At 41.6% G+C, this 20,739-nt stretch carries 23 protein-coding genes; 6 read left to right on the top strand and 17 right to left on the bottom strand.

Translation table 11 applies throughout. The features are described 5' to 3' along the window. Window positions 1–45 precede the first annotated feature (45 nt). The 3 genes from AAFP11_RS10830 to AAFP11_RS10820 are packed head-to-tail and all read right to left on the bottom strand — an operon-like array spanning window position 46 to window position 2,202. On the bottom strand, window positions 46–387 hold the full coding sequence (locus tag AAFP11_RS10830) for a HAMP domain-containing protein (protein WP_341737145.1): 342 nt from the start codon (window positions 385–387) through the stop codon (window positions 46–48). Further along, window positions 384–1,745: a CheR family methyltransferase gene (locus AAFP11_RS10825; RefSeq protein WP_341737067.1), complete on the bottom strand. Its 1,362-nt coding sequence runs from the start codon at window positions 1,743–1,745 to the stop codon at window positions 384–386. The genes AAFP11_RS10830 and AAFP11_RS10825 overlap by 4 nt, the downstream gene beginning before the upstream one ends. Continuing rightward, entirely contained in the window at window positions 1,717–2,202 is a 486-nt protein-coding gene (locus tag AAFP11_RS10820; RefSeq protein WP_341737066.1) for a chemotaxis protein CheW, read from the bottom strand. Before AAFP11_RS10820 ends, AAFP11_RS10825 begins: the two co-directional genes overlap by 29 nt. Before the next feature lie 152 nt (window positions 2,203–2,354). Here AAFP11_RS10820 and AAFP11_RS10815 point away from each other — a divergent pair, with 152 nt between their 5' ends. Continuing rightward, entirely contained in the window at window positions 2,355–2,570 is a 216-nt protein-coding gene (locus AAFP11_RS10815) for a hypothetical protein (RefSeq protein WP_341737065.1), read from the top strand. Window positions 2,571–2,621: 51 nt separating this feature from the next. Here AAFP11_RS10815 and AAFP11_RS10810 read toward each other — a convergent pair whose 3' ends face one another. The 3 genes from AAFP11_RS10810 to AAFP11_RS10800 are packed head-to-tail and all read right to left on the bottom strand — an operon-like array spanning window position 2,622 to window position 4,786. Further along, a complete protein-coding gene (locus AAFP11_RS10810; protein WP_341737064.1) occupies window positions 2,622–3,203 on the bottom strand; it encodes a TdeIII family type II restriction endonuclease in 582 nt (193 codons plus the stop codon). Window positions 3,204–3,217: 14 nt separating this feature from the next. Continuing rightward, entirely contained in the window at window positions 3,218–4,588 is a 1,371-nt protein-coding gene (gene dcm / locus AAFP11_RS10805) for a DNA (cytosine-5-)-methyltransferase (RefSeq protein WP_341737063.1), read from the bottom strand. Beyond that, complete coding sequence (locus AAFP11_RS10800; protein ID WP_341737062.1) at window positions 4,589–4,786, bottom strand: type II toxin-antitoxin system HicB family antitoxin; 198 nt, start codon at window positions 4,784–4,786, stop codon at window positions 4,589–4,591. Between the two features lie 186 nt (window positions 4,787–4,972). On the opposite strand from AAFP11_RS10800, the gene AAFP11_RS10795 reads away from it, so the two are divergent. Both AAFP11_RS10795 and AAFP11_RS10790 read left to right on the top strand, forming a co-directional pair. Then, window positions 4,973–5,731 carry a hypothetical protein gene (locus AAFP11_RS10795; protein ID WP_341737061.1) on the top strand — a complete coding sequence of 253 codons (759 nt, stop codon included), beginning with the start codon at window positions 4,973–4,975 and terminating at the stop codon, window positions 5,729–5,731. Between the two features lie 7 nt (window positions 5,732–5,738). After that, window positions 5,739–6,185 carry a hypothetical protein gene (locus AAFP11_RS10790; protein ID WP_341737060.1) on the top strand — a complete coding sequence of 149 codons (447 nt, stop codon included), beginning with the start codon at window positions 5,739–5,741 and terminating at the stop codon, window positions 6,183–6,185. Between the two features lie 2 nt (window positions 6,186–6,187). Here AAFP11_RS10790 and AAFP11_RS10785 read toward each other — a convergent pair whose 3' ends face one another. The 4 genes from AAFP11_RS10785 to AAFP11_RS10770 all read right to left on the bottom strand — a co-directional run bounded on the left by AAFP11_RS10785 (window position 6,188) and on the right by AAFP11_RS10770 (window position 11,602). Further along, a complete protein-coding gene (locus AAFP11_RS10785) occupies window positions 6,188–6,952 on the bottom strand; it encodes a class I SAM-dependent methyltransferase (RefSeq protein ID WP_341737144.1) in 765 nt (254 codons plus the stop codon). Between the two features lie 88 nt (window positions 6,953–7,040). After that, a complete protein-coding gene (locus AAFP11_RS10780; protein ID WP_341737059.1) occupies window positions 7,041–7,247 on the bottom strand; it encodes a type II toxin-antitoxin system HicB family antitoxin in 207 nt (68 codons plus the stop codon). Further along, window positions 7,237–7,512, bottom strand: coding sequence for a type II toxin-antitoxin system HicA family toxin (locus tag AAFP11_RS10775; RefSeq protein ID WP_341737058.1), 276 nt, complete (start codon window positions 7,510–7,512; stop codon window positions 7,237–7,239). The genes AAFP11_RS10780 and AAFP11_RS10775 overlap by 11 nt, the downstream gene beginning before the upstream one ends. A gap of 94 nt (window positions 7,513–7,606) precedes the next feature. Then, window positions 7,607–11,602: a magnesium chelatase subunit H gene (locus tag AAFP11_RS10770; protein WP_341737057.1), complete on the bottom strand. Its 3,996-nt coding sequence runs from the start codon at window positions 11,600–11,602 to the stop codon at window positions 7,607–7,609. Window positions 11,603–12,122: 520 nt separating this feature from the next. Between AAFP11_RS10770 and AAFP11_RS10765 the strand changes: the two genes are divergently transcribed. After that, window positions 12,123–13,175, top strand: a complete 1,053-nt coding sequence (locus tag AAFP11_RS10765; RefSeq protein ID WP_341737056.1) for a calcium-binding protein — start codon at window positions 12,123–12,125, stop codon at window positions 13,173–13,175. A 191-nt stretch (window positions 13,176–13,366) separates the two neighbouring features. On the opposite strand, the gene AAFP11_RS10760 is transcribed toward AAFP11_RS10765, so the two are convergent. The 3 genes from AAFP11_RS10760 to AAFP11_RS10750 all read right to left on the bottom strand — a co-directional run bounded on the left by AAFP11_RS10760 (window position 13,367) and on the right by AAFP11_RS10750 (window position 17,025). After that, window positions 13,367–14,134 carry an ATP-binding cassette domain-containing protein gene (locus AAFP11_RS10760; protein WP_341737055.1) on the bottom strand — a complete coding sequence of 256 codons (768 nt, stop codon included), beginning with the start codon at window positions 14,132–14,134 and terminating at the stop codon, window positions 13,367–13,369. A gap of 212 nt (window positions 14,135–14,346) precedes the next feature. Continuing rightward, window positions 14,347–15,225 carry a glycine--tRNA ligase subunit alpha gene (gene glyQ / locus AAFP11_RS10755; protein ID WP_341737054.1) on the bottom strand — a complete coding sequence of 293 codons (879 nt, stop codon included), beginning with the start codon at window positions 15,223–15,225 and terminating at the stop codon, window positions 14,347–14,349. Window positions 15,226–15,519: 294 nt separating this feature from the next. Further along, entirely contained in the window at window positions 15,520–17,025 is a 1,506-nt protein-coding gene (locus AAFP11_RS10750; RefSeq protein WP_341737053.1) for a hypothetical protein, read from the bottom strand. Between the two features lie 124 nt (window positions 17,026–17,149). Here AAFP11_RS10750 and AAFP11_RS10745 point away from each other — a divergent pair, with 124 nt between their 5' ends. After that, entirely contained in the window at window positions 17,150–17,272 is a 123-nt protein-coding gene (locus tag AAFP11_RS10745; protein ID WP_341737052.1) for a hypothetical protein, read from the top strand. On the opposite strand, the gene AAFP11_RS10740 is transcribed toward AAFP11_RS10745, so the two are convergent. Together AAFP11_RS10740 and AAFP11_RS10735 are read right to left on the bottom strand one after the other, a co-directional pair. After that, window positions 17,267–17,593 (bottom strand): XRE family transcriptional regulator, encoded by a 327-nt coding sequence (locus AAFP11_RS10740; protein WP_341737051.1) that lies wholly within the window; start codon window positions 17,591–17,593, stop codon window positions 17,267–17,269. The two genes, AAFP11_RS10745 and AAFP11_RS10740, sit on opposite strands and share 6 nt — an antisense overlap. After that, the gene (locus tag AAFP11_RS10735) at window positions 17,590–17,964 is read right to left on the bottom strand and encodes a type II toxin-antitoxin system RelE/ParE family toxin (RefSeq protein ID WP_341737050.1); all 375 of its coding nucleotides are present in this window, start codon (window positions 17,962–17,964) and stop codon (window positions 17,590–17,592) included. Before AAFP11_RS10735 ends, AAFP11_RS10740 begins: the two co-directional genes overlap by 4 nt. Window positions 17,965–18,114: 150 nt before the next feature. On the opposite strand from AAFP11_RS10735, the gene AAFP11_RS10730 reads away from it, so the two are divergent. Next, a complete protein-coding gene (locus AAFP11_RS10730) occupies window positions 18,115–19,269 on the top strand; it encodes an Rpn family recombination-promoting nuclease/putative transposase (protein WP_341737049.1) in 1,155 nt (384 codons plus the stop codon). Between the two features lie 230 nt (window positions 19,270–19,499). Here AAFP11_RS10730 and AAFP11_RS10725 read toward each other — a convergent pair whose 3' ends face one another. Further along, window positions 19,500–19,787, bottom strand: coding sequence for an NfeD family protein (locus tag AAFP11_RS10725; RefSeq protein WP_340523812.1), 288 nt, complete (start codon window positions 19,785–19,787; stop codon window positions 19,500–19,502). Between the two features lie 671 nt (window positions 19,788–20,458). Beyond that, window positions 20,459–20,739: GNAT family N-acetyltransferase (locus AAFP11_RS10720; protein ID WP_341737048.1), on the bottom strand; the 281-nt coding region annotated here is incomplete at its 5' end.

Here is a 20,739-nt window from a genome sequence, read left to right as displayed (position 1 = left end):
CGAGAGACTTCCATGCGTAAACCTTGTGCCGCCTCATTCAATTGGCTAAGTGAGGTGCGATGAATTCTGAACTTCATCCATCGTCTTCACCAGTTGTCCAGAAGTGGTAGCAATCGATCGCGCTGTGGCGGCCACCTGATTTGTCGAGGCAACCTGTTCGGTTATAGTTGCTTCTAGTTGCTTGCCAGATGCAGCGATTTGGGTAGCAGACGAGGTAATTTGAATCCCGGATTGCTGAACTTGGCGGATTAAAGAACTCAGGTTTTCAGTCATGGTGCGGAAGGCTGTCTCTAATTTCCCAATCTCATCCTGAGCATCTGTCGCCTGTACGCGGGTAGTTAAATCGCCTGTCGAAATTTTTTCGGCTACTCCTACAACTCCAGCTATTTTTGCAGGCGTTGGATTCGTTGCCGCAGGACTGCTGCTCTAGCAGTATCACCGCGATGTTCTGCGAGTAAAGTAAGATGCAGGAGTGCGTCATAGTTATTGGGTTCTAAATAAATCGCTTTTTGGAAGCATTGCTCTGCTTGAACATCAAGCCCTTTAGCTTGATATATTTCTCCCATTAATATATAATACTCAACACTGGTAGAGTTTTGCTTGAGATAATTTTCGCACATTGTGGTTGCTGCGCTTAACTGTCCCCCATCGGCTAATTTACGGGCAGTTTCCAACTGGCTTGCTGGCAATTGACTTGAGTTTTGAGCGTTGGCTATTTTGCTGGCAGATGTTGCTGGAACGCTCACAGGCATGGTTTTCAATTGTGTGGTTTCTCGATTGGCTGTTGGATTGTTTGGTCGGGCGATAGTTGGAGAATCTTTTCTACTAAATAGAGGAGATTTATTTTGGCGATCGAGCCGCGACAAACTAACCTCTCCGGTAGATATTAACGGCTGATGTCTCATTAGTAGTTTTTCACCATTTATTAAACCGCCGCTATCATTTTCTTGCTTTCGGTAGGCGAAAGCAAAAGGATGTTGTACAGATACAAATGTGGATTCTAACATTTGCATCTTTTCCGCGTGCCCCAAAAATAGTAGCCCTTGATTTTTCAATAATCCGTTTAAAGTCCGAATACTTTTTTCTCTAGCTGCATCGTCGAAATAAATTAAAACGTTACGACACCAAATTACATTGTAAGGATTTTTTCCTGTGATGAAATTGGGATCGACTAGATTGCCGTGCATGAAGTTAACGGCGTTTTTTACTAAGTCGCACAACTGATATTTATTGCCTAATTTAGTAAAATATAGTTGCTGAAATTGTAGGTTATTTACCCGAAATGAATTTTGGGTATACACAGCTTTTCTAGCTTTATCTAAGGAGCAGTTGCTAATATCAACCGCATCAATTTGAAACTGATTAGGTGTAAAACCTGCCTGGAGCAGGCTCATAGCAATTGAATAAGGTTCTTCCCCAGAAGAACAGGGCACGCTGAGCACGCGCAAGATGCGGTGACTTTGGGTTGGCAACCACTCAGATTTGACGTAACGCTCTAAAAAAACAAAGGGTTCCCAATCTCGAAAAAACCAAGTTTCTGGGACAATTAATAATTCAATCAGTGCTTCGAGTTCCTCCGCTGATATTTGCAATTGCTGTAGATAAGTTTGTAGATTGGGGGAATTTTCGGCGGTCATCCGTTGTTCTACAGCTCTGCCAATTTCCTTAGAGCCAAGGATACTTGCAGACAAACCAATCCGATCTTTTAGGAGTGACTCAATTTGGTTTTGTATTATTGCTGTCATTATTCCTTCCTGCCAATAAATATTGTTGCTGCGAATCTGACAGCAAAGATTCTAACCTAATGCGTTGGATCATCCCCTTCTCATCCATAATCATTTCCCCTAAATAACCATGAGTTTCATCTAATTGTGTGGCTACATCGATCAACTCACTATCCGGCTTATTTAATGTTTCGGTGACTCGTTCTGCCATCAACCCGATACAACGCTTACTGTTATCCTTCCCAAAATAATTTACCATGATAATTCGAGTGCTCAAGTAGGAGCAACTGGGCTGGCCTCGAATTAAATAGCAAAGATCGATTACTGGTACGATCGCCGATCGATATTGAAACATACCCCCAACATAGTCAGGCATTTGGTGCGTTTTTCTCAGGATAACTCTGGGTATAACTTCCACAACCTGGGAACTATCAAGCGCGTAAAGGTTATCTCCTACATAAAACAGTAGCATTAACATTGGCTGCCCTTCCTGATTAACTGTTCATGATTATCTGTTTGTCTTGATACTCTTGAACGCCAGAAACTCCCTCTAGCTGGAGAAACCTTCTACAGCTATACTATAGTATACTAAGCTGTTCTGCATCTAAAACGCATATTATACCATACAATATGCGTTTTAGCCGTCAGTTTTTTGCTACCCAAATTTTACTGGTCAAGATGGCAATTATTTGCTTTTCAAGTGGTGTGACTATTTACTATCAACAAAGTGTAATGGTCGCCGCAGTCGCGTCAATGATTGCCGGGTGTACTGTAGAAATAATTGACGCTTGGCGCGAACAACACAACGATCGAAAACCGCCAAAAAATGTGACGAGGGTGAAGTAATTTTGTGTTAGGGGTAAGGCAGATTTTACCCCTATTCCAATAAGAATTTGGTTATAAAGGTAGGTACTGAACGCGGTTAACAAAATCTTCAGGTTCGCTCACCTTAGCAACAATTTCCAAGTCACGAATACAATCACCAAAAGTTACTTTTTGTTGATGGGCATAGATGACACCAGAAAAATTGACTTCCTCTTGCTGGCGACGGTTGGCTATGGCTAAAAAATCTTCGTCTTGTGTAAAAACAACGCGCTGAAGATCCATTGCGCGATCGAGTATAACCGTGTCTGGCATACCTTTTCTACCATCGTCTTGAACTGTCAAAACATCTACGTCCCGAAACTGCAATCCCACCGTATGATGTTCCAGGGCAATTAACTTAGCGCATTCTTCAATAGAGTTTCCTAATCTGGTACTTAAACCTCGCTCAAATTGATTAATTCTTATTAATTCTATTGGAATTAGCGCGGCTTGAAAAGGTTTTAATTCTCCATTAGTTGAACTGCGCGACAGATACTCTATTCCAGTAGTTGACTTGTGAATAATCCGACCTTTGTATTCATCTACAATACCTTGAATAAAACCTTCAAGATATCCTTTAATTATTTCTCGTTGTTTTGTGCCAATAGCTGTCATATTTTAAGTCACAATTACAAAATAATTTCGAGTAATGCTTTGGCTAAATGGTAAACCACAGGAATTGACACAGCATTACCCAATTGATGTTTGGCTGTAGTTTCATTTTCAGTAATCTTGAACCATTCGGGAAATCCTTGCAATTTTGCGTAATCCTGTGCTGTTAAAGGTTGGAAGTTTTTCTTTTCATAAATTTCCCTAATAAAACTTTGCTTATATGCTACTGGTTCCTGACATTGAATCGAGATTGTTGCTACAAAGTCTCTAGTTCCAGTTGCGGTTAAAGTTGCGATCGCATCCGCATGAGGTAAGAAAATTTTAGAAATTCCGTTAATCCCTGAAGAAATTTTAGAATTCACAAAATCATAGCCTTTCTCATCTACACTCCGCAAAATTTCCTTGTCAACTAAGTTGTCAATTTCTGTTTTTTTCAACTCAGAAATTAGTGTTGCTAACACTTTAAATTCTAAAGGATTACCGTCCTTTTCTCCATAAATATTTTTTCTCCGATTTTTCATAATCGTTTGACAAATTAATTTTTCCCTGCTAGTTGTTTCTATTAAATCCCAAGAATGGATTGCAGTATGTCCATCTCTAATATCAGTAAATAAGAAAAAGTCATTTAATTCATCTAGCTTTTGAAATCTGCCTCTGGAACCCGGTATTTTTCCATCAAATAAAACCGTTGGTGAAAATTTTTGCTTCCGAAAATTGCTACGCTGAACCCCTGGTATCACATCATAAAGCTTTATAGCGCTATCGATAGGTTTAGGAAATGTAAATCCCCAGCATTTTTCTATGTCATTCCTAATGCCAACTATAAACATTCTATCTCTATCTTGCGGTAATCCAAAATCATAGGAATTTAGGACTTCGTATTTGACAACATAACCAGATGATGTCAAGTTATCAATTATGTACTTCAAGCTTTTTATGTTTCTTGGTTCTGTCAACCCTTTGACATTTTCAAATATAAAAGCTTTGGGACGATTAGCTTTTACTACCCTAAATACATCTGTCCATAACTTGCCTCTTGGGTCGTCCAAACCTTGCATTTTACCTGCAATCGACCAAGGTTGACAGGGAACACCACCCACTAATAGATCTATGGCAAAATGAAATTGACTTAGATTCGTAATATCTCCTAAATATACTTCATCTGAGTTGGCATCTTTAATAAAATTATCTCGATAAACTTGAATGGCTTTTTTATCAATTTCTGAATAGCCCAAACATTTACAGCCTAATTCTTGTAGAGGAATTCTGAAGCCCCCAATCCCAGCAAATAAGTCTACGAACGTTAATTGCGATCGGACAGTTTTAAGAGAATTTGGATTGAATAAGTCAAATAATTCAAGTTGTTGAGTGTACATAGTTGGATTCATTTAACGATCGGGTTCCTGTCCCAATTCTTGGCAAAACTCTAGATAATCATCGATCGAATTTTGGAATTTTTGGCGCGCTTCTTCAATAGTTTGTGCTTTAAAAGTCACTACGTCATTAATATCAAGGACTCGCCCGAAAAGAATTTCCGCTTCTAAATCTACTTCAATGTTAGCACTGTAACCTTTGTAAGTCATCATGGCTGTAAAAATATATTTTTATGTAAATAATTGTGTTAAGTTGGATTTTGTGTTGAGGTATGATATCAAAAAATGATATAATTGTCAACTGCGAGAGATATCTTAATTTACCTAGTGTGAGGTCATCTCTCTAAGAACGCTATAAGATATAATGCAATTGCTGAAACTAAAATTTAAAGAGCCTTTGTGAGAAAATACCTCAAATCAGTAGCTATTGTTGGTGCAATCATCAGCACATGGAGCTTGGGCATTATTGGTAATACTTTAGCTCAGGAAAATACCTTCGATTTAGTCTTGAGAATTTTAAGAGGGGAAAACTGCCAAGGTTCTACGGAGATTAAATATCGCTCACAGAGTCTAATTTCACCAGACGGCAAAACTTCTGTTTATTATGACGTAGTTCTCAGAAGGTTAGGGCAGCCAGACAGTCGCTTAAGAGGTCCTGCAAGAACTAGATACTGTATGCCATTTAAAGGCAAAACTGTATCTGCAAGAATGATTATCCAGAAGGATTCTGGTCAAATCATTAAAGATTTGCCAATAGTCTCAGAAGCCCTTGTTTTGCTCACTCCAGTCTCTTTCTCTACTGAATCAAGATATTTGATTGAAGAATCACAATTTTCTAATGGCTTTTATTCCGATACCAGCTATAGGATTATTGATTCTAAAAACAACTTTAAACCGTTATCCTTGTCCCCTTGTCAGAAAGCAGAATATGGTGGAAAGTATAAAGGCTTTATTTCAACCAATGAGATTGTTTTTGAATGTAATGCTGATCCTAGAGCAAAAAGAGGAGAAACAATTTATGAAATTTTAAATTTGCAACAAAGATTTATTCGTTTAGAGTCAATACAATTTGAAAATCCAAATAGCCCGCCTACTTCAAATTATGGTTCTATCTCACGCCCATTTAGTGTTGTGAAAGTACAACAATTTCCCAAGTAATTACTCAATGAAAACAATCTTTACTACACCTATTTTATTGGCTTCTTTATTACTAGGTTTCGCTACTACAGCAATTGCTAGTGAAGGAGACTCTTGTTATTCAGAGTTAGCTGGATTAGCTGGACACATCAGTGATGATATTTGTGTCCCTCCTTATATTTTTGCAGGGAGTGCTTGGGGGAGAGTCAAGGGAATGAGGTATATATGGAACTACCTGCAAATTGCAGTTAATGCTGGTCGTCGTGGAGACTATGACACTGCATTGCTAAACTTTGAAAGAGCTATGCAAGCCTTAAGAAATAATCCAGTAGATCCCAGAGAAGCTAAGTCCATCAAAAGAGAACTAGATAGGGGATATAAAGCAGCGTGGAATGCAAAAGAAGCCATGAAAAGGGGAGATATTAACGCTGCTTATCGGACGTGGGTGACTATTAGTGGATGGAAGAAGAAGTAAAATTAGTTGTTATTGGATAACTGAGAAGATTTTCTAGCAACTATTCTGATATGTTGGTAGTTCACAAACCACTTGTCATTTCTAAAGAGTTGATCACTAACTTTCTTTTGAACATTTTTAAAAATTGCTTCCTTATTTATATGATTAAACATTTCAGTATTGAATGGTATCTGTTCAAGCCAGCTACGGATATCTACTCCGTACTCTAAGTCTAACTTTTTTGGAAAAATCTCATTAACAATTTCTGTAAATCCTTGACTTGTCAGCAAATTGCAATATTCTTCTTGAGTCGGTAAGTACCAAGGAAAATCCTTATTAATATCAAAAGAAGAATTTTGAGGACTCATAACTTCTTGAAGAGCTAATATAATTTCTTTAGCAGTACCGTGTCCATAAAATTCTGCAACAAACCGTCCGCCAGGTTTAAGTGCATTCCAAACAGAAGATATCACTTGTTCTGGAGGTTTTATAAGATGAATTACACGATGTGAGAATACAGCATCGAATTCTTCATTAAATTTTAAATTAGTTGCGTCCATTACTTGAAACTTTAAATTTTCATAAGAACCATTTGCTTCATTCGATTCTATATCTTCACAAGAAAGGCAGTCAATACCAACTACTCTAGCTGCCCTTATAGCAATCTGTTTTGTTAATTCCCCATTTCCACAACCCACATCAAGAATATGTTCATCCTGTGTAGGCTTCAAAAGTTCCAATAAACACATACCTTGAATCCGTTCCATATTATTTTTACTTGAATATATAGTGAGTTTTTTCTGACTTAGGGGTAAGGTAAACCTTACCCTATTTAAATAAGAAACTGAGCTATTCTATCCCTTCTTAATCCGGTATTTATGCGAAGATCAAGCGACCTTTCGGTTGTGGAATAGGATGACCCACTGCGTTAGCCGTTTCTATCCACTCCTGCATAATAATCTCTATATTTTGGAGTGCTTCTTGATAAGTTTCACCATCAGCAGCACATCCTGGCAATTCTGGTGCTTCCGCAATAAATGCCTGGTCTTCCTCACTCCAGTAAATGATTACTTCATACTTCATGATCATCTTGGTTAACCAATTTATATTTCAAAATTACTGCACGAACTTGCTTTACTTGATAAGCTTTAGCTTTTGATTTATCTGCTTTTTGGGGTTGGAGGTTAAGAATTTCTGCGAGTCCCTCCTTACTGAAAATATGGTGACTGCCATTAATTCTTACCTCAAATCCTAAAATCTGGAGTATTTGACATAAATCGCTAAAGGAAAAATTAGCATCAGATGCACCAAGCATCAGCTTGGTGAGGATTTTGTTTATTTGAGTCATTAATTATTTTCATTATAGTCTTTGCTTTAGTAGTCTAAAAATAGTGCAGGGGTATAAGCGACCCCCTACACCATTTTATACTAATTCGGGAACCTTACTCTACCCCCTCAATCCGATCTTCCACCTCCTGATACAACTCACGCAGACGATCCAAATTACTCTCCGAAGTCTCCCAATAACCCCGGCCATTCACCTCAAGCAAAGTGCTCACAATCTTGCGGAAAGAATGAGGATTCAGATTCAGCAAACGCTTCTGCATCTCCTCATCTTGGATAAACGTACCGTTCACATCCTCATACACCCAATTATCCACCGCGCCCGCAGTCGCACTCCATCCAGTCGTGTTCACCAGACGCTTAGAAATCTCCCGCACGCCTTCATATCCGTGCGACAACATCCCCTCATACCACTTCGGATTCAACAACTTAGTCCGCGAATCTAAACGCACGGTTTCTGATAGCGTCCGTACCTGGGCATTGGCTGTTGTTGTATCAGCAACGAAGGATGTTGGTTTCTTGCCATCTGCGCGCAAACTGCCGATTAATTTAGTTGGATCGGAGTCGAAATAGTGCGACACGTCGGTTAGCGAAATCTCCGCAGAATCCAAGTTTTGGAAGGTGACATCAGCAGTTTTCAAGGATGACTCAAAAATCTGTCTGTCTTGTTCCATTGTTCCAGGATTGTCGGAAGAAAAGGCGAAGGATTTGCGGGTTAAGTACATTTCCTGCAACTCAGCTTCGCTTTCCCATGTGCTGTTTTCTACCGCCAAGTTGACGTTAGATGAATAGGAACCGGAAGCATTGGAAAAGACGCGGGTGGCTGCTTGGCGCAGGTTGATTCCCATTTCTTCCGCTTGTTTCAATGCGTGTTTGCGGACGAAGTTCATCTCTAAAGGTTCGTCGGCTTCCGCTGCCATTTTCACGGCTTTATCTAACAAATTCATTTGGTTGATGAACAAGTCGCGGAATACGCCGGAACAGTTGATTACTACGTCGATTCGAGGCCGTCCTAACTCTTCTAATGAAAGTAATTCCAGCTTATTAACGCGGCCTAAAGCGTCGGGTACTGGCTTCACTCCCACCATCCACATTACTTGGGCGAGGGATTCGCCGTAAGTCTTGATGTTGTCGGTTCCCCACAATACAACGGCGATGGTTTCTGGGTAATTTCCGCCGTTATCGGTGCGCTGTCTTTCTAATAGCCGATCGACTACAACCTTAGCAGACTTAATCGCCCCCGTCGTCGGGATTGACTGCGGGTCCAAAGCGTGCATATTCTTGCCAGTCGGCAAAACATCCGGGTTGCGAATTGGATCGCCACCTGGGCCGGGGGTAATGTATTCACCCTCTAGCGCGCGCAACAGTGCGCCTAATTCGTTGTCGGCGCAAACTTGTTCTAAGCAGAATTCCAGATACTCAAACAGCGGTTTAATTAGGTCTGGATCGACTTTTTTGTAACCCGCTGCGTGTAAGGATTCAATCCAAGGTGTTTTCTTGCCCATGTTGAAGAAATTCAACTTGGAAACTAGGGAAACTCTACCATCAGCATCGGTTTGTTCTTTGACTAAAGCGGTGACAGCATCTCGACAGGCTAAGGTGATGTTTTGCAGCAATTCGACATCGGTTAAAATGCCTTTGTCGTTGTTGGTGTAGATATCGTCAATGTTGCGATCGCAACTTAGAGCAATAATCCGCGACAAACTGACTAATCCGTCTTCTTCCCGGTCTAAATTAGCAATGTTAACCAGAGTTGCGATCGCCTCTTCCGCAGTCGGTGGCTTCCCAACAACGTGCAAACCACAAGGTAACAACCGCGACTCAATCTCCATCAACTTGCGGTAAACCAAGCCAACTAAATTGTCTCGTTCCTCCGCAGTCATATCCGCAGCAACCCCTCGTTCTTGTTCGGGAGGTAAGGCGATATCCTTATCCAAATTCACCAAACGGCACTTCTCAACGATCGCATCCACAATCGCCACACCGCGGCCAGTACCCTTCAAAGTTTGATAAGAAGCAATCAACTCGCTGAGTTCCTGCAAACCTTTATACAACCCAGCATTTTCCGCCGGAGGAGTCAGATAGCTAATCGTTTCAGCATAACTGCGACGCTTCGCAATTGTTGCCTCACTGGGATTATTAGCAGCGTAATAATAGAGGTTAGGAATCTTGCCGATCAAACTGTCAGGATAACAATCCACAGACATTCCCATCTGCTTACCAGGCATGAATTCTAGCGAACCGTGAGTGCCAAAGTGCAGCACCGCATCTGCACCCCAAATGCGCTCTAAATACGTGTAGTAAGCAGCAAAACCGTGGTGCGGACTAGCAGAACGAGAGAACAACAACCGCATCGGATCGCCTTCGTATCCAAAAGTAGGTTGCACTCCGATAAACACATTGCCGAAGTGTTTCCCGTAAATCAGCAAATTTTGTCCGTCGCTGTTCAAATTTCCCGGAGGTGGCCCCCAATTTTCCTCCAAACGTTCCGAGTAAGGAGTGAATTCTTCATACTCCGCTACAGACATCCGGTAAGCAACATTTAATTCCGGGCTTTGGTATTGGGCTGTTGCGTCGTGGATGACTTCTTGCATCAGTTTTTCGGCGGAATCTGGCAATTCTGGCAAGTCGTAGCCGTTGCCTTTTAAGGCTTTCAATACTTCGTAAATCGAGCCAAAAACGTCCAGGTAAGCGGCAGTTCCAACGTTACCTTTATCGGGAGGGAAACTGAAAACTGTGATGGCAACTTTCTTGTCTAATTTTGGTTTGCGACGCAGCGTTGCCCACTTCATGGCACGCTGGGCGATCGTCTCAATTCGATCTTGTAGCGCGATCGCCTTTCCAGTTGCGCCATCACGTCCCGACACAATAATCGGTTCGATCGCACCATCCAACTCAGGAATCGCCACTTGCAAAGCAACTTGAATCGGGTGCAAACCTAAATCGCTATCTTCCCATTCTTCAGTAGTTTGGAAAACCAGCGGCAAAGCCACCATGTAAGGACGATTTAATTTTTTCAAAGATTCGATCGCCTTTGGGTGATCTTGCTTCGCCGGGCCACCCACCAAAGCAAAACCAGTCAGAGAAACCACCGCATCAACAATTGGCAGAGGCGTTACACCTTTCGCCACAACTTCCAAGAAGAAAGTTTCAACAGGTTTCGAGAAGTCCAAACCGCCAGCAAAAATCGGTATAACGCGCGCGCCCATTGCCTCCAATTCCTGCACCATTGCTACATAGTGCGCGTCATCTCCTGTCACTAAGTGAGTGCGTTGCAAGACTAAACCAATGCAAGGTGCGAGGGGATCTTTGAGATCCGCAGAAATATCTGTGCGGGCATTAAACCAGTTCAGATATGATTTGACATCTTCAAACATGGACGGTGCCAAAGGATGCCAAATTCCCATGTCTAGGTAAACAACTGGTTCTTGGAAAGTTGACTTAGACAAGTCTTTGAAGACATATTTTTGTGACAACATCAGCAAGAAGTTTTCCAAGTTTTCTTGGGAACCTCCCAGCCAATATTGGAAACTCAGCATGAAGTTGCGGGCATCTTGAGCTTTGTCAATAGGCAAATATTTCAGCACTTTCGGCAAAGTTTGCAGCAGTTTCAGCATTCCGTCTTGGAAGGAACTCCCGGATTTTTCCTTCCGTTTTTTCATGAATTCGCCGATCGCACTTTTGCTTTGTCCCAATTGTGCCATCGAGAAACTGCCCATTTTATTGAGCCGCATCACCCCCGGCATCGACGGGAAGACGACGGCGACATCCAGTTTGTCGCGCAGCGGCGCTACCGCCTCTACCACTTTTTCGGCCAAATCTTCGATAAAAATTAGAGAGGCTATAAATATGTTGGCATCAGCGACATCCCGCTTGAAAGCTTCGTAGTTTTCCGGGCTGCGGAGTTCCTCGATCAGGTAGCCACTGATTTCGATCGCCAGATTAGGATTTTTGTTGTTGATCGATCGAACCGCCGCCGACAGGGCGCTTTGATACTGCGGTTCGAGTACGACATAGACCACCTTGAGGAGCGATCGCCCCTGCAAGTTTTCCGGCACGATGTGGCGAATGGTGGGCTTGACGTGAGTGAACATCCGGTTAGGCTCCTTTAAGATGCTGTTTTTCAGAATCGGGAATTTTTCTATCCCATAAGCATTTTTACCAGAAAACGCTTGCCATTAGGTGATTTGAGCCTGCACATGACACAATTCGACAAATTTAGGGCAATTTTTAGTTACATTTTTTTACAAATTCCTTGAGCAAACACTCCAAATCTTCTTTACATAAATTTACTTGACATATTTACGTTTATATGATTTATGAGTTCGATCGCGAAATAATCCCAAATCTACCCAGCTAGCAGCAAAAAATTTACAAATTTGGTAGCAAAAATAAAACTTGCGATAGAGGAATTAGCAGAGGTAAAAACATATAAATTATGAATTTCTCATCAAGATTTAGGAACAATTATTTGTTACAAAAATTGATAATTTACCAGGAACTTAAAACCTGTTAATAGCCTCTTGATTATGTAAATTCCTGAGCAGCGATCGAGTTGATGAAAATCTAATTAGTATTCACAAACAAACTCATCAAAACCTTGGTAAAAACAATATGGCTAACTACGCAATTTTTGACGAAAAATACTACCTTGCCTCCTATCCTTGGCTGAAACCAGCCATTGATGCAGGCATCATCAAATCCGGCATAGAACACTTTGAAAAATTCGGTCAAGCCGCCGGCCTCACAAAAATATCGCGGTATTTTGATGAAGATACCTATATAGCTCAAAATCAAGATATTGCACCCTTTGTTCGCACTGCCACCAACCCAAATCGACAGTTTGTTTCAGGCTTAGATCACTTTATCCAGTTTGGTTACGAAGAAGGTCGCACGCGAGTATCACCTGACTACGACGAAGTTTTTTACTTAAAGCGCCACCCCGATATAATTCCCTTCGTCGAGAGTGGAACTTTTAAATCTGGTTTTCAGCACTTTATCAAATTCGGAAATACAGAAGGTAGGTATGGGACAAGTTTCTTTGAACCACGTTACTTGTCAGACAACCCAGATGTTGCGGCAGTTGTGGCGAATGGAACTTTGAAAACTGGTAGAGAACATTATCTAAAATTTGGGCAATTTGAGCCAATTCGATACGGATTTTTTACGGGAACTAACGGTAATGATATTGTCACGGGATTTACAGCCGGAAAAAATCAAATTACAGGATTTCAAGTAGCTTTCGCTGGCCCTAATCCACCCTTGGGGATTAATAAGAATAAGTATGACGCTTTGAAGTTGGATGAGAGTACGAGAGTCCCTGTTCTGACTACCACTGAATTCGATACATTAATTGGCACTTCTGGTACTGATTACTTTGTTCTTGGAGATGCTGTTCCCAATGGCAGACTTAGTTTTATTAGCCGGGTCGATTTCTATACCGGAAGTGGCGAGGCCAGGATTGTCAACTTTGAAAAAGGAAAAGATTATCTCCAACTTGTGGAAAGCTTCGATCAACTTACCATCCGTCCATCAGGGGGAGACTTATTAATTCAAACATCGGGAGATACAATAGCCCGAATTCAGGGCGGAGCGAATCTAAATCTGCAACAGATTCCGATGACAAATCCGTTTAGTCCTCCTGTAGGTCTCACTTTTCTAGGCTAGAAAATAGAGAGTTTAAGTGATATTTAATATCAAATCCGTTAACATCGGAATTATTATTTCTCTCTTCTCTTTCTCTGTGTCCTCTGTGTCCTCTGTGGTTTAATCATTCCGATACAACCGGAATAAATATAAGTGTTCCGAAAAGGAAGCATTAGAAACAACTAAACAATCTTCTACCGTTGATTGAAAATTCACCATTCTTGTTGTGATTCCGCTTCTGCTTTGATTAAATTTTGCCGCATTTCCCCCCAATTCATCCGAGTAGAAATAGCATTTTCCAGAATTTGACCACGCTGTAAATATAAAACTTTGGTGGCAAATTCCTGGGCTAATTCTAATTGGTGATTTACCATTAAAATAGTGATTTTGCTGTTGGTTAACTCGGTGAGTACCTGCATCAGGTGGTGGGATTTGCCGGCATCTAGGGCGGATGTGGGCTCGTCTAAGAGCAAGATTTTGGGTTGGAGGACGATCGCCCGTGCGATCGCCACCAGTTGTTTTTGGCCTACTGAGAGTTGCAATTCTGTGCGTGTCAGCCATTCTTCGGGTATGTGCAATTGTGCGATCGCCCCACTAATTCTCTCTGCAATGTTTGATGGATGCACGCCGCGCAGCTTCAAAGGATAGGCGAGTGCTTCTCGCACCGACATTCCCAACAGCTTCGATTCTTGAATAACAAGGGTGATTTGTCGGCGAAGTTCGATCGCCCCTATTTGTCGATATTCCTGATTTTCCAGATAAATCGAGCCACTGGTAGGGCTGCTAAGTCGGTTTAGCAGCCGCAACAGGGTAGTTTTCCCCGCACCAGAAGGGCCCACAATCGCCACGCGATCGCCCCCAGTTACCTCAAAGGATATATTTTCCAGCAAGTAACTGGAGGCGATCGGTGTTTTAAAACTTACATTATCAACTCGCAATTGAGGAGTTGTTTCTGTATTATTGTCTGAATAATTAGGCATTGAATTAATTAAAAATCCCAAAAAGTTTCACATATTTCGATCCCCCTAAATCCCCCTTAAGAAGGGGGACTTTGATCGGAATCTTGTCCCCCCCTTATTAAGGGGGGTTAGGGGGGATCGGAATTCTATGCAAGGACCTATAAAATTGGTATGACTCCAGGGCGATCGCAACTAAATTCATCGGTGTATCCGTGTCGCGCCCCTCTTCATGCTCAAACCTTTACAGCTTTTTCCAAAGGAAAACCCAAATGTTCGCGCTGTTCCAAATAAAGCTGAGCCACCCGTCGCGCCAAGTTACGAATTTTGGTAATGTAGCGAGTTCTTTCCGTTACTGAAATCACACCTCTAGCATCTAATAAATTGAAAGTATGCGAAGATTTTAGCACATAATCAAGACTAGGCAAAACCAATCCTTTCTTAGTCAATTGTTCGGCTTCTTGCTCGTACAAACCAAATAGAGTAAACAGCAATTCAGGATTTGAAGCTTCAAAATTATAAGTACACTGTTCTATTTCCCCTTGCAGGTGAACGTCACCGTAAGTGATGCCATCTTTCCACTGAATTTTAGTCATCGCATCGACTTCTTGCAGATACATTGCGAGGCGTTCCAGTCCGTAGGTAATCTCAATGGATACCGGGCGGCAATCAATGCTACCGCACTGTTGAAAATAGGTAAATTGCGTGATTTCCATGCCGTCGAGCCAGACTTCCCAGCCCACGCCCCAAGCTCCTAAAGTCGGAGATTCCCAGTTGTCTTCTACGAAGCGAATATCGTGGTCTTCTGGTTTAATTCCTAATGCTCTCAGCGAGTCTAAATAGATTTCTTGGATATTAGGAGGAGATGGTTTAATTAGGACTTGATATTGATAGTAATGTTGGAAGCGGTTCGGATTTTCACCATAACGTCCGTCAGTGGGGCGGCGACAGGGTTCGACGTAGGCGACAGACCAAGGTTCTGGCCCAATTGCTCTGAGAAAAGTGTGGGGATTCATGGTTCCTGCACCTTTTTCTGTGTCGTAGGATTGGGCGATCAGGCAGCCGCGATCGCTCCAGAATTTGTTTAAGGTGGCAATGACTGATTGAAAGTTCACTGGTTTAAATCTGGTTAGTAAGTGTCTAAGCTTATTTAAGCATACTCAAGGCAGGGTTTATTGAAATAAACCATGTCGAAATTAGATAAGACAGGACTTACGCGGGCACACTAGCGAACCTGATACTCATTTAACAGTGGTACGGCGGAGTATTTGCAACAATAATTGTTGCATGATTACAGCCATCTGTGCGTTATTTGGAACGGAGGAATTGAAATTTAACATTCGCTTGACACTGCTGGAATAGGTTCAATAATTGCCGATGTGCTGGCGTTTTACTACGAATTAGTCTTGCTAATCATGATGAGTCTGGTCTGTGTTATCCTCAGAGGAAATAAAAGGAAAAGACCTGCAAATCAATCCGTGTTTACTTCGTCCCAATGGATCATCTATCTCAATTTTTATAGACTCCATATAATTACCCTGATACCCCAGAATTGCCAGAAATACCCGCACAACTAGGTTTGACAACTTGCGAAGTTCAAGAGCTACATCCACTCCACCAAATCCTTCATGAACAATCTTGTCTCTTATTTTTATGAACTCTAATTCTGGAAATAAGTCTTCATATGGCACACTATAAGTCTTAAACATTTCCTTTAGGCTAGTTCGTAAATCTCCTATCTGATTATATGAACCACTAGCAAAAGACTTTTCAACTTTAAGCGCAAAAACATTATATTTATCAAGATCGTATTGGTTATCAATACCTTCCCTGAAATCAGATACAACCTTTAAAAATTTTTCTCTTATTTTTTTGTAAATATTCTTAGGAAGAAGCCTCTTACTGGCATTGCTAGAATGTTTTTTGTTTAAGGATTCTAAAACTGTACATAAAAGTAAGAAATTCACTTCAGCCATAGGGCTAACAAATGTATCAATGTACCAGCGCAAGGCTAAACCTACACCTTTATCGCTGAAGGTTTCCCATGCCAATTTTTGAGCGCACTGCTGAATGAATAGATATAAATGAGGTGATTGTATAACAGTTATTCCCCTTGCTTCACTATGTAGTTTTCTCCCTGACCAGTATTCACTTTTTATCTGAAAATGCTCATGCCTCACAGCCTTGATTATATATATTTTATCAACGCAATTCCCCGATGCAAGTGAAAGAAGAGATATAAGCCAAGCAGAATAAGTCTCATAGGAATTTTGTTCATTTTCACGAATATTTATGAGTGTCATCTCTGCGCTTAAGATACCACTTTTATTTGTGCTTTCTCTAGTTGAAACTGACTCAATACACATTTCAGCTTCAAAGTTTCCAATTTTAGCTGAAAATTTATGTCTTACTTCTATATTTGCAAGACCATACACAATTTCTTGAGTTCCTCCGTCTTCTAAGTAATCTAAATTGTAATCAATGTACAAGTCCCTAAGTCTAACTTGAGATTTACCCTCTTGGTCGATATTTTCAGAGTTGTCAAACCCAAGCGTGACTTGAAAGTTGACATCAGCAATAATCGCCTTTATTTTCCATCCCTCAACTGTTTTGCCTTCAATCTCGTAATCACCCTCATATGGTTGTTGAACCATCTCTCTTTCAAGTCCATCGAGTTCCCAGAATTGCAGAATATCTAGTTGCTCTGTTGTCACATCTTTCAACTGATAAATGGGAGAAGATTCATAAAATCTTTTGTGACTAATATCTTGATTTACTTGCGAGTTCATTTCAAACAAAATATTGCCGTTTACATGGCAATATATATTAGCGTCATTAATTTGTATCGGCTGATTATCTTCTTCGTGAAACTTCTTAAATATTCCTGAAAAAGTAAACTGCTTCTTAAGTTCCATACTGGGGTCTCTAGAGAGTAAATAATCCAGCTTAGTTTATAGGCTAGATTGTGGCGCCGATGATTTTATTTGCAAGCCGATTAAACGGAAATATCTGCTGGCGAAGATTCGGGCGTTGTTGCGGTTGAAGTCTGCGATTGAAGAACGCGATCGCGCTAGCCGCGCACGCTTCTTGCGCGATCGCATTTACGAAGGTGCGGATACAATCACGAACGACATTACCATCCGCTTTCATCAACCCCTATAGCGAGATCGCAATTTCAGCAGATTGATTTCCCCCATGACGAGGGCGAAGATGTAAAGTAATTTCCGTATCGAGTCGCTTGAGGAAAAGCAGTAGTTTGCCATCGCTGAACCGTTGAAACTCTCCGTTCATTAAATGAGAGACTTCTGGTTGTGAAATGCCCAGTAACTCGCTCATTTCACGCTGTTCCAAGTTGCGCTGTTTCAACAGACGAAGTACCTGAATTCCGATTTTACCCCGCGCAAAAAGTTCGTCAGCATCTGCCAATCCAAGGTCAGCAAATACATTACCGCTGCTTTCTTCAAAAATGGTTTCTTCTGTCATAATTTTTCCTCCCTCGCTAGTGCGTTTTGATAGCGTTTTTTAATTAAGTCAACATCAGCCTGTGGGGTTTTAATCCCTTGCTTTGATTTCTTTTGAAAAGCGTGCAACACATAGATTGTTTCACCAATTTTCACAGCATAAACCGCCCTGTAAGTATCGGTATCGTAACGTTTGACAATTTCATACACACCGCTTTCCACCCCTTTAAAGGGCTTGGCTGACAAAGGTGTTTCCCCAGCTTGCACCAGTTGTAGGGAATAACCTACGGCTTTTTGTACCTCTTTAGGAAACTCGCGGATATTTTTGCGAGAGTCTCCCATCCAAACAAGAGGTCGTAAAGGCACTTCTATAGTATCTTTGTTATCGACCATTTTATCCGAAATTTCCTGTAAAAATCAAGTTTGACAATAGCATAAAATGTTGCCCAGCCTAAAAATCTATTTCCCCGATAAAGGGTTCTTGTGTCATGATTCCTCTCTTGGCATGGTATAATACCAATCTTCGATTCCCATCGACAACTCATGAAAACAGACACCATTTTCTACAGCCTGTTTCAGGAATTTCCCAGCTTCTTCTTTGAACTGATCGATCGCTCCCCAGACGAAGCCGCCGCCTATGAATTCACCTCCCGCGAAATCAAACAACTCGCATTCCGCATCGATGGCTTATTTCTGCCCACAACCGAAGCACCGGAAAAACCATTTTACTTGGCGGAAGTTCAGTTTCAACCCGATCCAGACTTGTACTACCGCATCTTTGGCGAACTCTTTCTCTATCTGCGACAATACAAACCCGTCAATCCTTGGCGCGTCGTTGTTATCTATCCCAGCCGCCGCATCGAACACGAACAGATGCTGCAATTTCAGGAACTCCTAACCAGTCAGCGGGTGCAACGGATTTACCTCGATGAATTGCCAGAAACCGCCGATCGCTCGCTGGGAGTCAAAATTGTTAAACTGGTAATCGAGCCAGCAGAGACAGCCGCAGAACAAGCACGCCAGTCGATCGCCATGGCCCGACAGCAGTTGTCCGATCCCACCGTTCTACGGGATTTAATCAACCTCATCGAAACAATTATTGTCTACAAACTCCCCCAAAAAAGCCGCGAGGAAATTGCCGCCATGCTAAATTTAAGCGAACTCAGACAAACTCGATTTTATCAGGAAGTCAAGCAAGAAGGTTTAGAAGAAGGACTCGAACAAGGACTCGAACAAGGACTCGAACAAGGTGAACGGCAGGCGAAGTTAGAAGCCATTCGTCGGATGATCACGTTTGGCATGAATTTAGAGACGATCGCCCAATTATTAGATTTGTCTGTAGAATTTGTGCGGAAAACGATTAACAAAATCCAACGCGAATCCATGTCAATCCCCGAACAAAAGATTGACTCGTTGATCGAACTATTAACTCAGCAGCGATCGCTCTTTTCGGCCACACAATTAACTGAACTAGCGCAGCTAATTGAACCTTTATCTGATGAGAGCGATGTCCTTTCCGAAACGATTTCATCCTGGGCTGAAAATTATCCTTCAATTCAGGAAGCTCAAGCTAAACTGCTGGAACCGCTACTGCCGATCGCCAAAGCATCAGAAACACCCGCAGCAAGCCCAGAAAGCGAATCTCCAATGGGCGATCGCCTCAACAAGCAAGCTCTCAAAAATGCCATTTTATTGTAATAATTCGGCGGTTGAAACCGCTACTACACAAACAAAGCCCGCCTCCGCGGGCTAAGAAATAAAGCGGATATTTTACCCAAATTGCAAGGCTCTTGTAGGGGCAATCCCCCCGTGGTTGCCCTAGCCCTAGGCATAGTGAGTCAGTCCTCTAAAAAACAAAATAGTCAGAGTCCCGACTTCTTGAAGAAATCGGGACTCTGACAGTGAAAAGGTTTAGATTACTTTCTCGTTTAGTCTGCGGGTGCGAGGGAAACTAACAGAGTGATGTTGTCAACGCCGATGACAAAAACCGTGTCTCCTGGTGTTAAAGTGATTTGGCGATCGCACCGTGCGGGCCACCAGCTACCTTGGAAACGAACGCGACCAGTTTGATTTGGGTAAATTGATTCATCGACTACTGCTTCTTCGTTGAAGTAGTGGAAATTGGTATTGATGTAGTTGTTGATTAACATATTATTAGCAGTGCTGTAATTTTGAGCGGAAAAGATAGAACCGAAAGCTTTTACGACGTTGAACATATCCGTAACTCCTTGTGTGTTAATATAGGATCTAATTTTGTTTGTATGCAATTTGAAAGGCTGCATTTCCAGGGTTGAGATTATTTATTCCTGATATTTCATTGTTCTTGCTTTCCCTCCTTTTTTCAGGATAGAATTCAAATAAGTTTTGAAATACTTAAGAAAGTTGCCAATCTGTTTATCAAAGTCCTAAATCTGCTAATTACCAGGAATGGAATTAAGGATTTAGTTGTGTGGTAGTTAGTGGTATTTACCTCTAGGTTGGATGTTGTTAGCTACATTAGAGATTGAGTGATTCCGCATTACTGAGACTAGGAAAATATTTTATTTTTCGGTTGCCTTTTTTTGACTGGGTTGTGACTCACTTGCTTTACATTTACTAATTTGCCAGGAGTCTAAGGTATTTGGTGCGATCGCCTGTCCACTTTCGAGTGCTGGTATTGGCACAGGACAATTTTCACCGGGCAAACAACGATTTTATAAAGTTTTTCGGCTAGATAACAGCCGTAGTGCTGTGCCACTTACGCCCAGTGACACAGGACTAGGTAAATCATCAACTTACACAATCGGGAGCTCCAAACCCGGAATATCCGTAAATTAGACATCTGTTAAACAGCCTGTGAAGGGCTCGCTGGATGCCTACCCCAAGAATTTTCGGAGATGTCTAGTCTTTAACATTTGTTTGATACCTGCATAATAGTGACAGGAATTCTGAAAAAAACTTTAGCTAATTGAGACAAGCCGAATTTAAATTTAAGCGACTGCGGTAACTCTTGCCATGGAGCTTGTACGAACCCAAAGCGAGTGTAAAATGCTGCAAGTCTGGAACCCAAACATTCTAAGTACAGAGGTGCTGTAGCCTGTGCAATCAAATGTTGAGTGAGGTAAGTCCCCAAACCGCGATCGCGCCAATCCTTCCTCACCACCAAACTGCCCAATTCTTGCGCCCCCG

Origin of the sequence: Microcoleus sp. CAWBG640, assembly GCF_020883015.1 — a bacterium.
Taxonomy (GTDB): domain Bacteria; phylum Cyanobacteriota; class Cyanobacteriia; order Cyanobacteriales; family Microcoleaceae; genus Microcoleus; species Microcoleus anatoxicus.
The sequence above is the reverse complement of the archived record's forward strand: the minus strand, read 5'-3'. Positions and strand labels throughout refer to the sequence as shown.

Bases quoted from the DNA above. Each gene is read 5' to 3' on its own strand.
- AAFP11_RS10725 (WP_340523812.1), bottom strand. From the start codon at position 19,787: ATGTTCAACGTCGTAAAAGCTTTCGGTTCTATCTTTTCCGCTCAAAAT.
- AAFP11_RS10780 (WP_341737059.1), bottom strand. From the start codon at position 7,247: ATGAAGTATGAAGTAATCATTTACTGGAGTGAGGAAGACCAGGCATTT.
- AAFP11_RS10730 (WP_341737049.1), top strand. From the start codon at position 18,115: ATGAAAACAGACACCATTTTCTACAGCCTGTTTCAGGAATTTCCCAGC.
- AAFP11_RS10825 (WP_341737067.1), bottom strand. From the start codon at position 1,745: ATGACAGCAATAATACAAAACCAAATTGAGTCACTCCTAAAAGATCGG.
- AAFP11_RS10815 (WP_341737065.1), top strand. From the start codon at position 2,355: ATGCGTTTTAGCCGTCAGTTTTTTGCTACCCAAATTTTACTGGTCAAG.
- AAFP11_RS10790 (WP_341737060.1), top strand. From the start codon at position 5,739: ATGAAAACAATCTTTACTACACCTATTTTATTGGCTTCTTTATTACTA.
- AAFP11_RS10760 (WP_341737055.1), bottom strand. From the start codon at position 14,134: ATGCCTAATTATTCAGACAATAATACAGAAACAACTCCTCAATTGCGA.
- AAFP11_RS10775 (WP_341737058.1), bottom strand. From the start codon at position 7,512: ATGACTCAAATAAACAAAATCCTCACCAAGCTGATGCTTGGTGCATCT.
- AAFP11_RS10810 (WP_341737064.1), bottom strand. From the start codon at position 3,203: ATGACAGCTATTGGCACAAAACAACGAGAAATAATTAAAGGATATCTT.
- AAFP11_RS10820 (WP_341737066.1), bottom strand. From the start codon at position 2,202: ATGTTAATGCTACTGTTTTATGTAGGAGATAACCTTTACGCGCTTGAT.
- AAFP11_RS10740 (WP_341737051.1), bottom strand. From the start codon at position 17,593: ATGACAGAAGAAACCATTTTTGAAGAAAGCAGCGGTAATGTATTTGCT.
- AAFP11_RS10770 (WP_341737057.1), bottom strand. From the start codon at position 11,602: ATGTTCACTCACGTCAAGCCCACCATTCGCCACATCGTGCCGGAAAAC.
- dcm (WP_341737063.1), bottom strand. From the start codon at position 4,588: ATGAATCCAACTATGTACACTCAACAACTTGAATTATTTGACTTATTC.
- AAFP11_RS10765 (WP_341737056.1), top strand. From the start codon at position 12,123: ATGGCTAACTACGCAATTTTTGACGAAAAATACTACCTTGCCTCCTAT.
- AAFP11_RS10750 (WP_341737053.1), bottom strand. From the start codon at position 17,025: ATGGAACTTAAGAAGCAGTTTACTTTTTCAGGAATATTTAAGAAGTTT.
- AAFP11_RS10735 (WP_341737050.1), bottom strand. From the start codon at position 17,964: ATGGTCGATAACAAAGATACTATAGAAGTGCCTTTACGACCTCTTGTT.
- AAFP11_RS10800 (WP_341737062.1), bottom strand. From the start codon at position 4,786: ATGATGACTTACAAAGGTTACAGTGCTAACATTGAAGTAGATTTAGAA.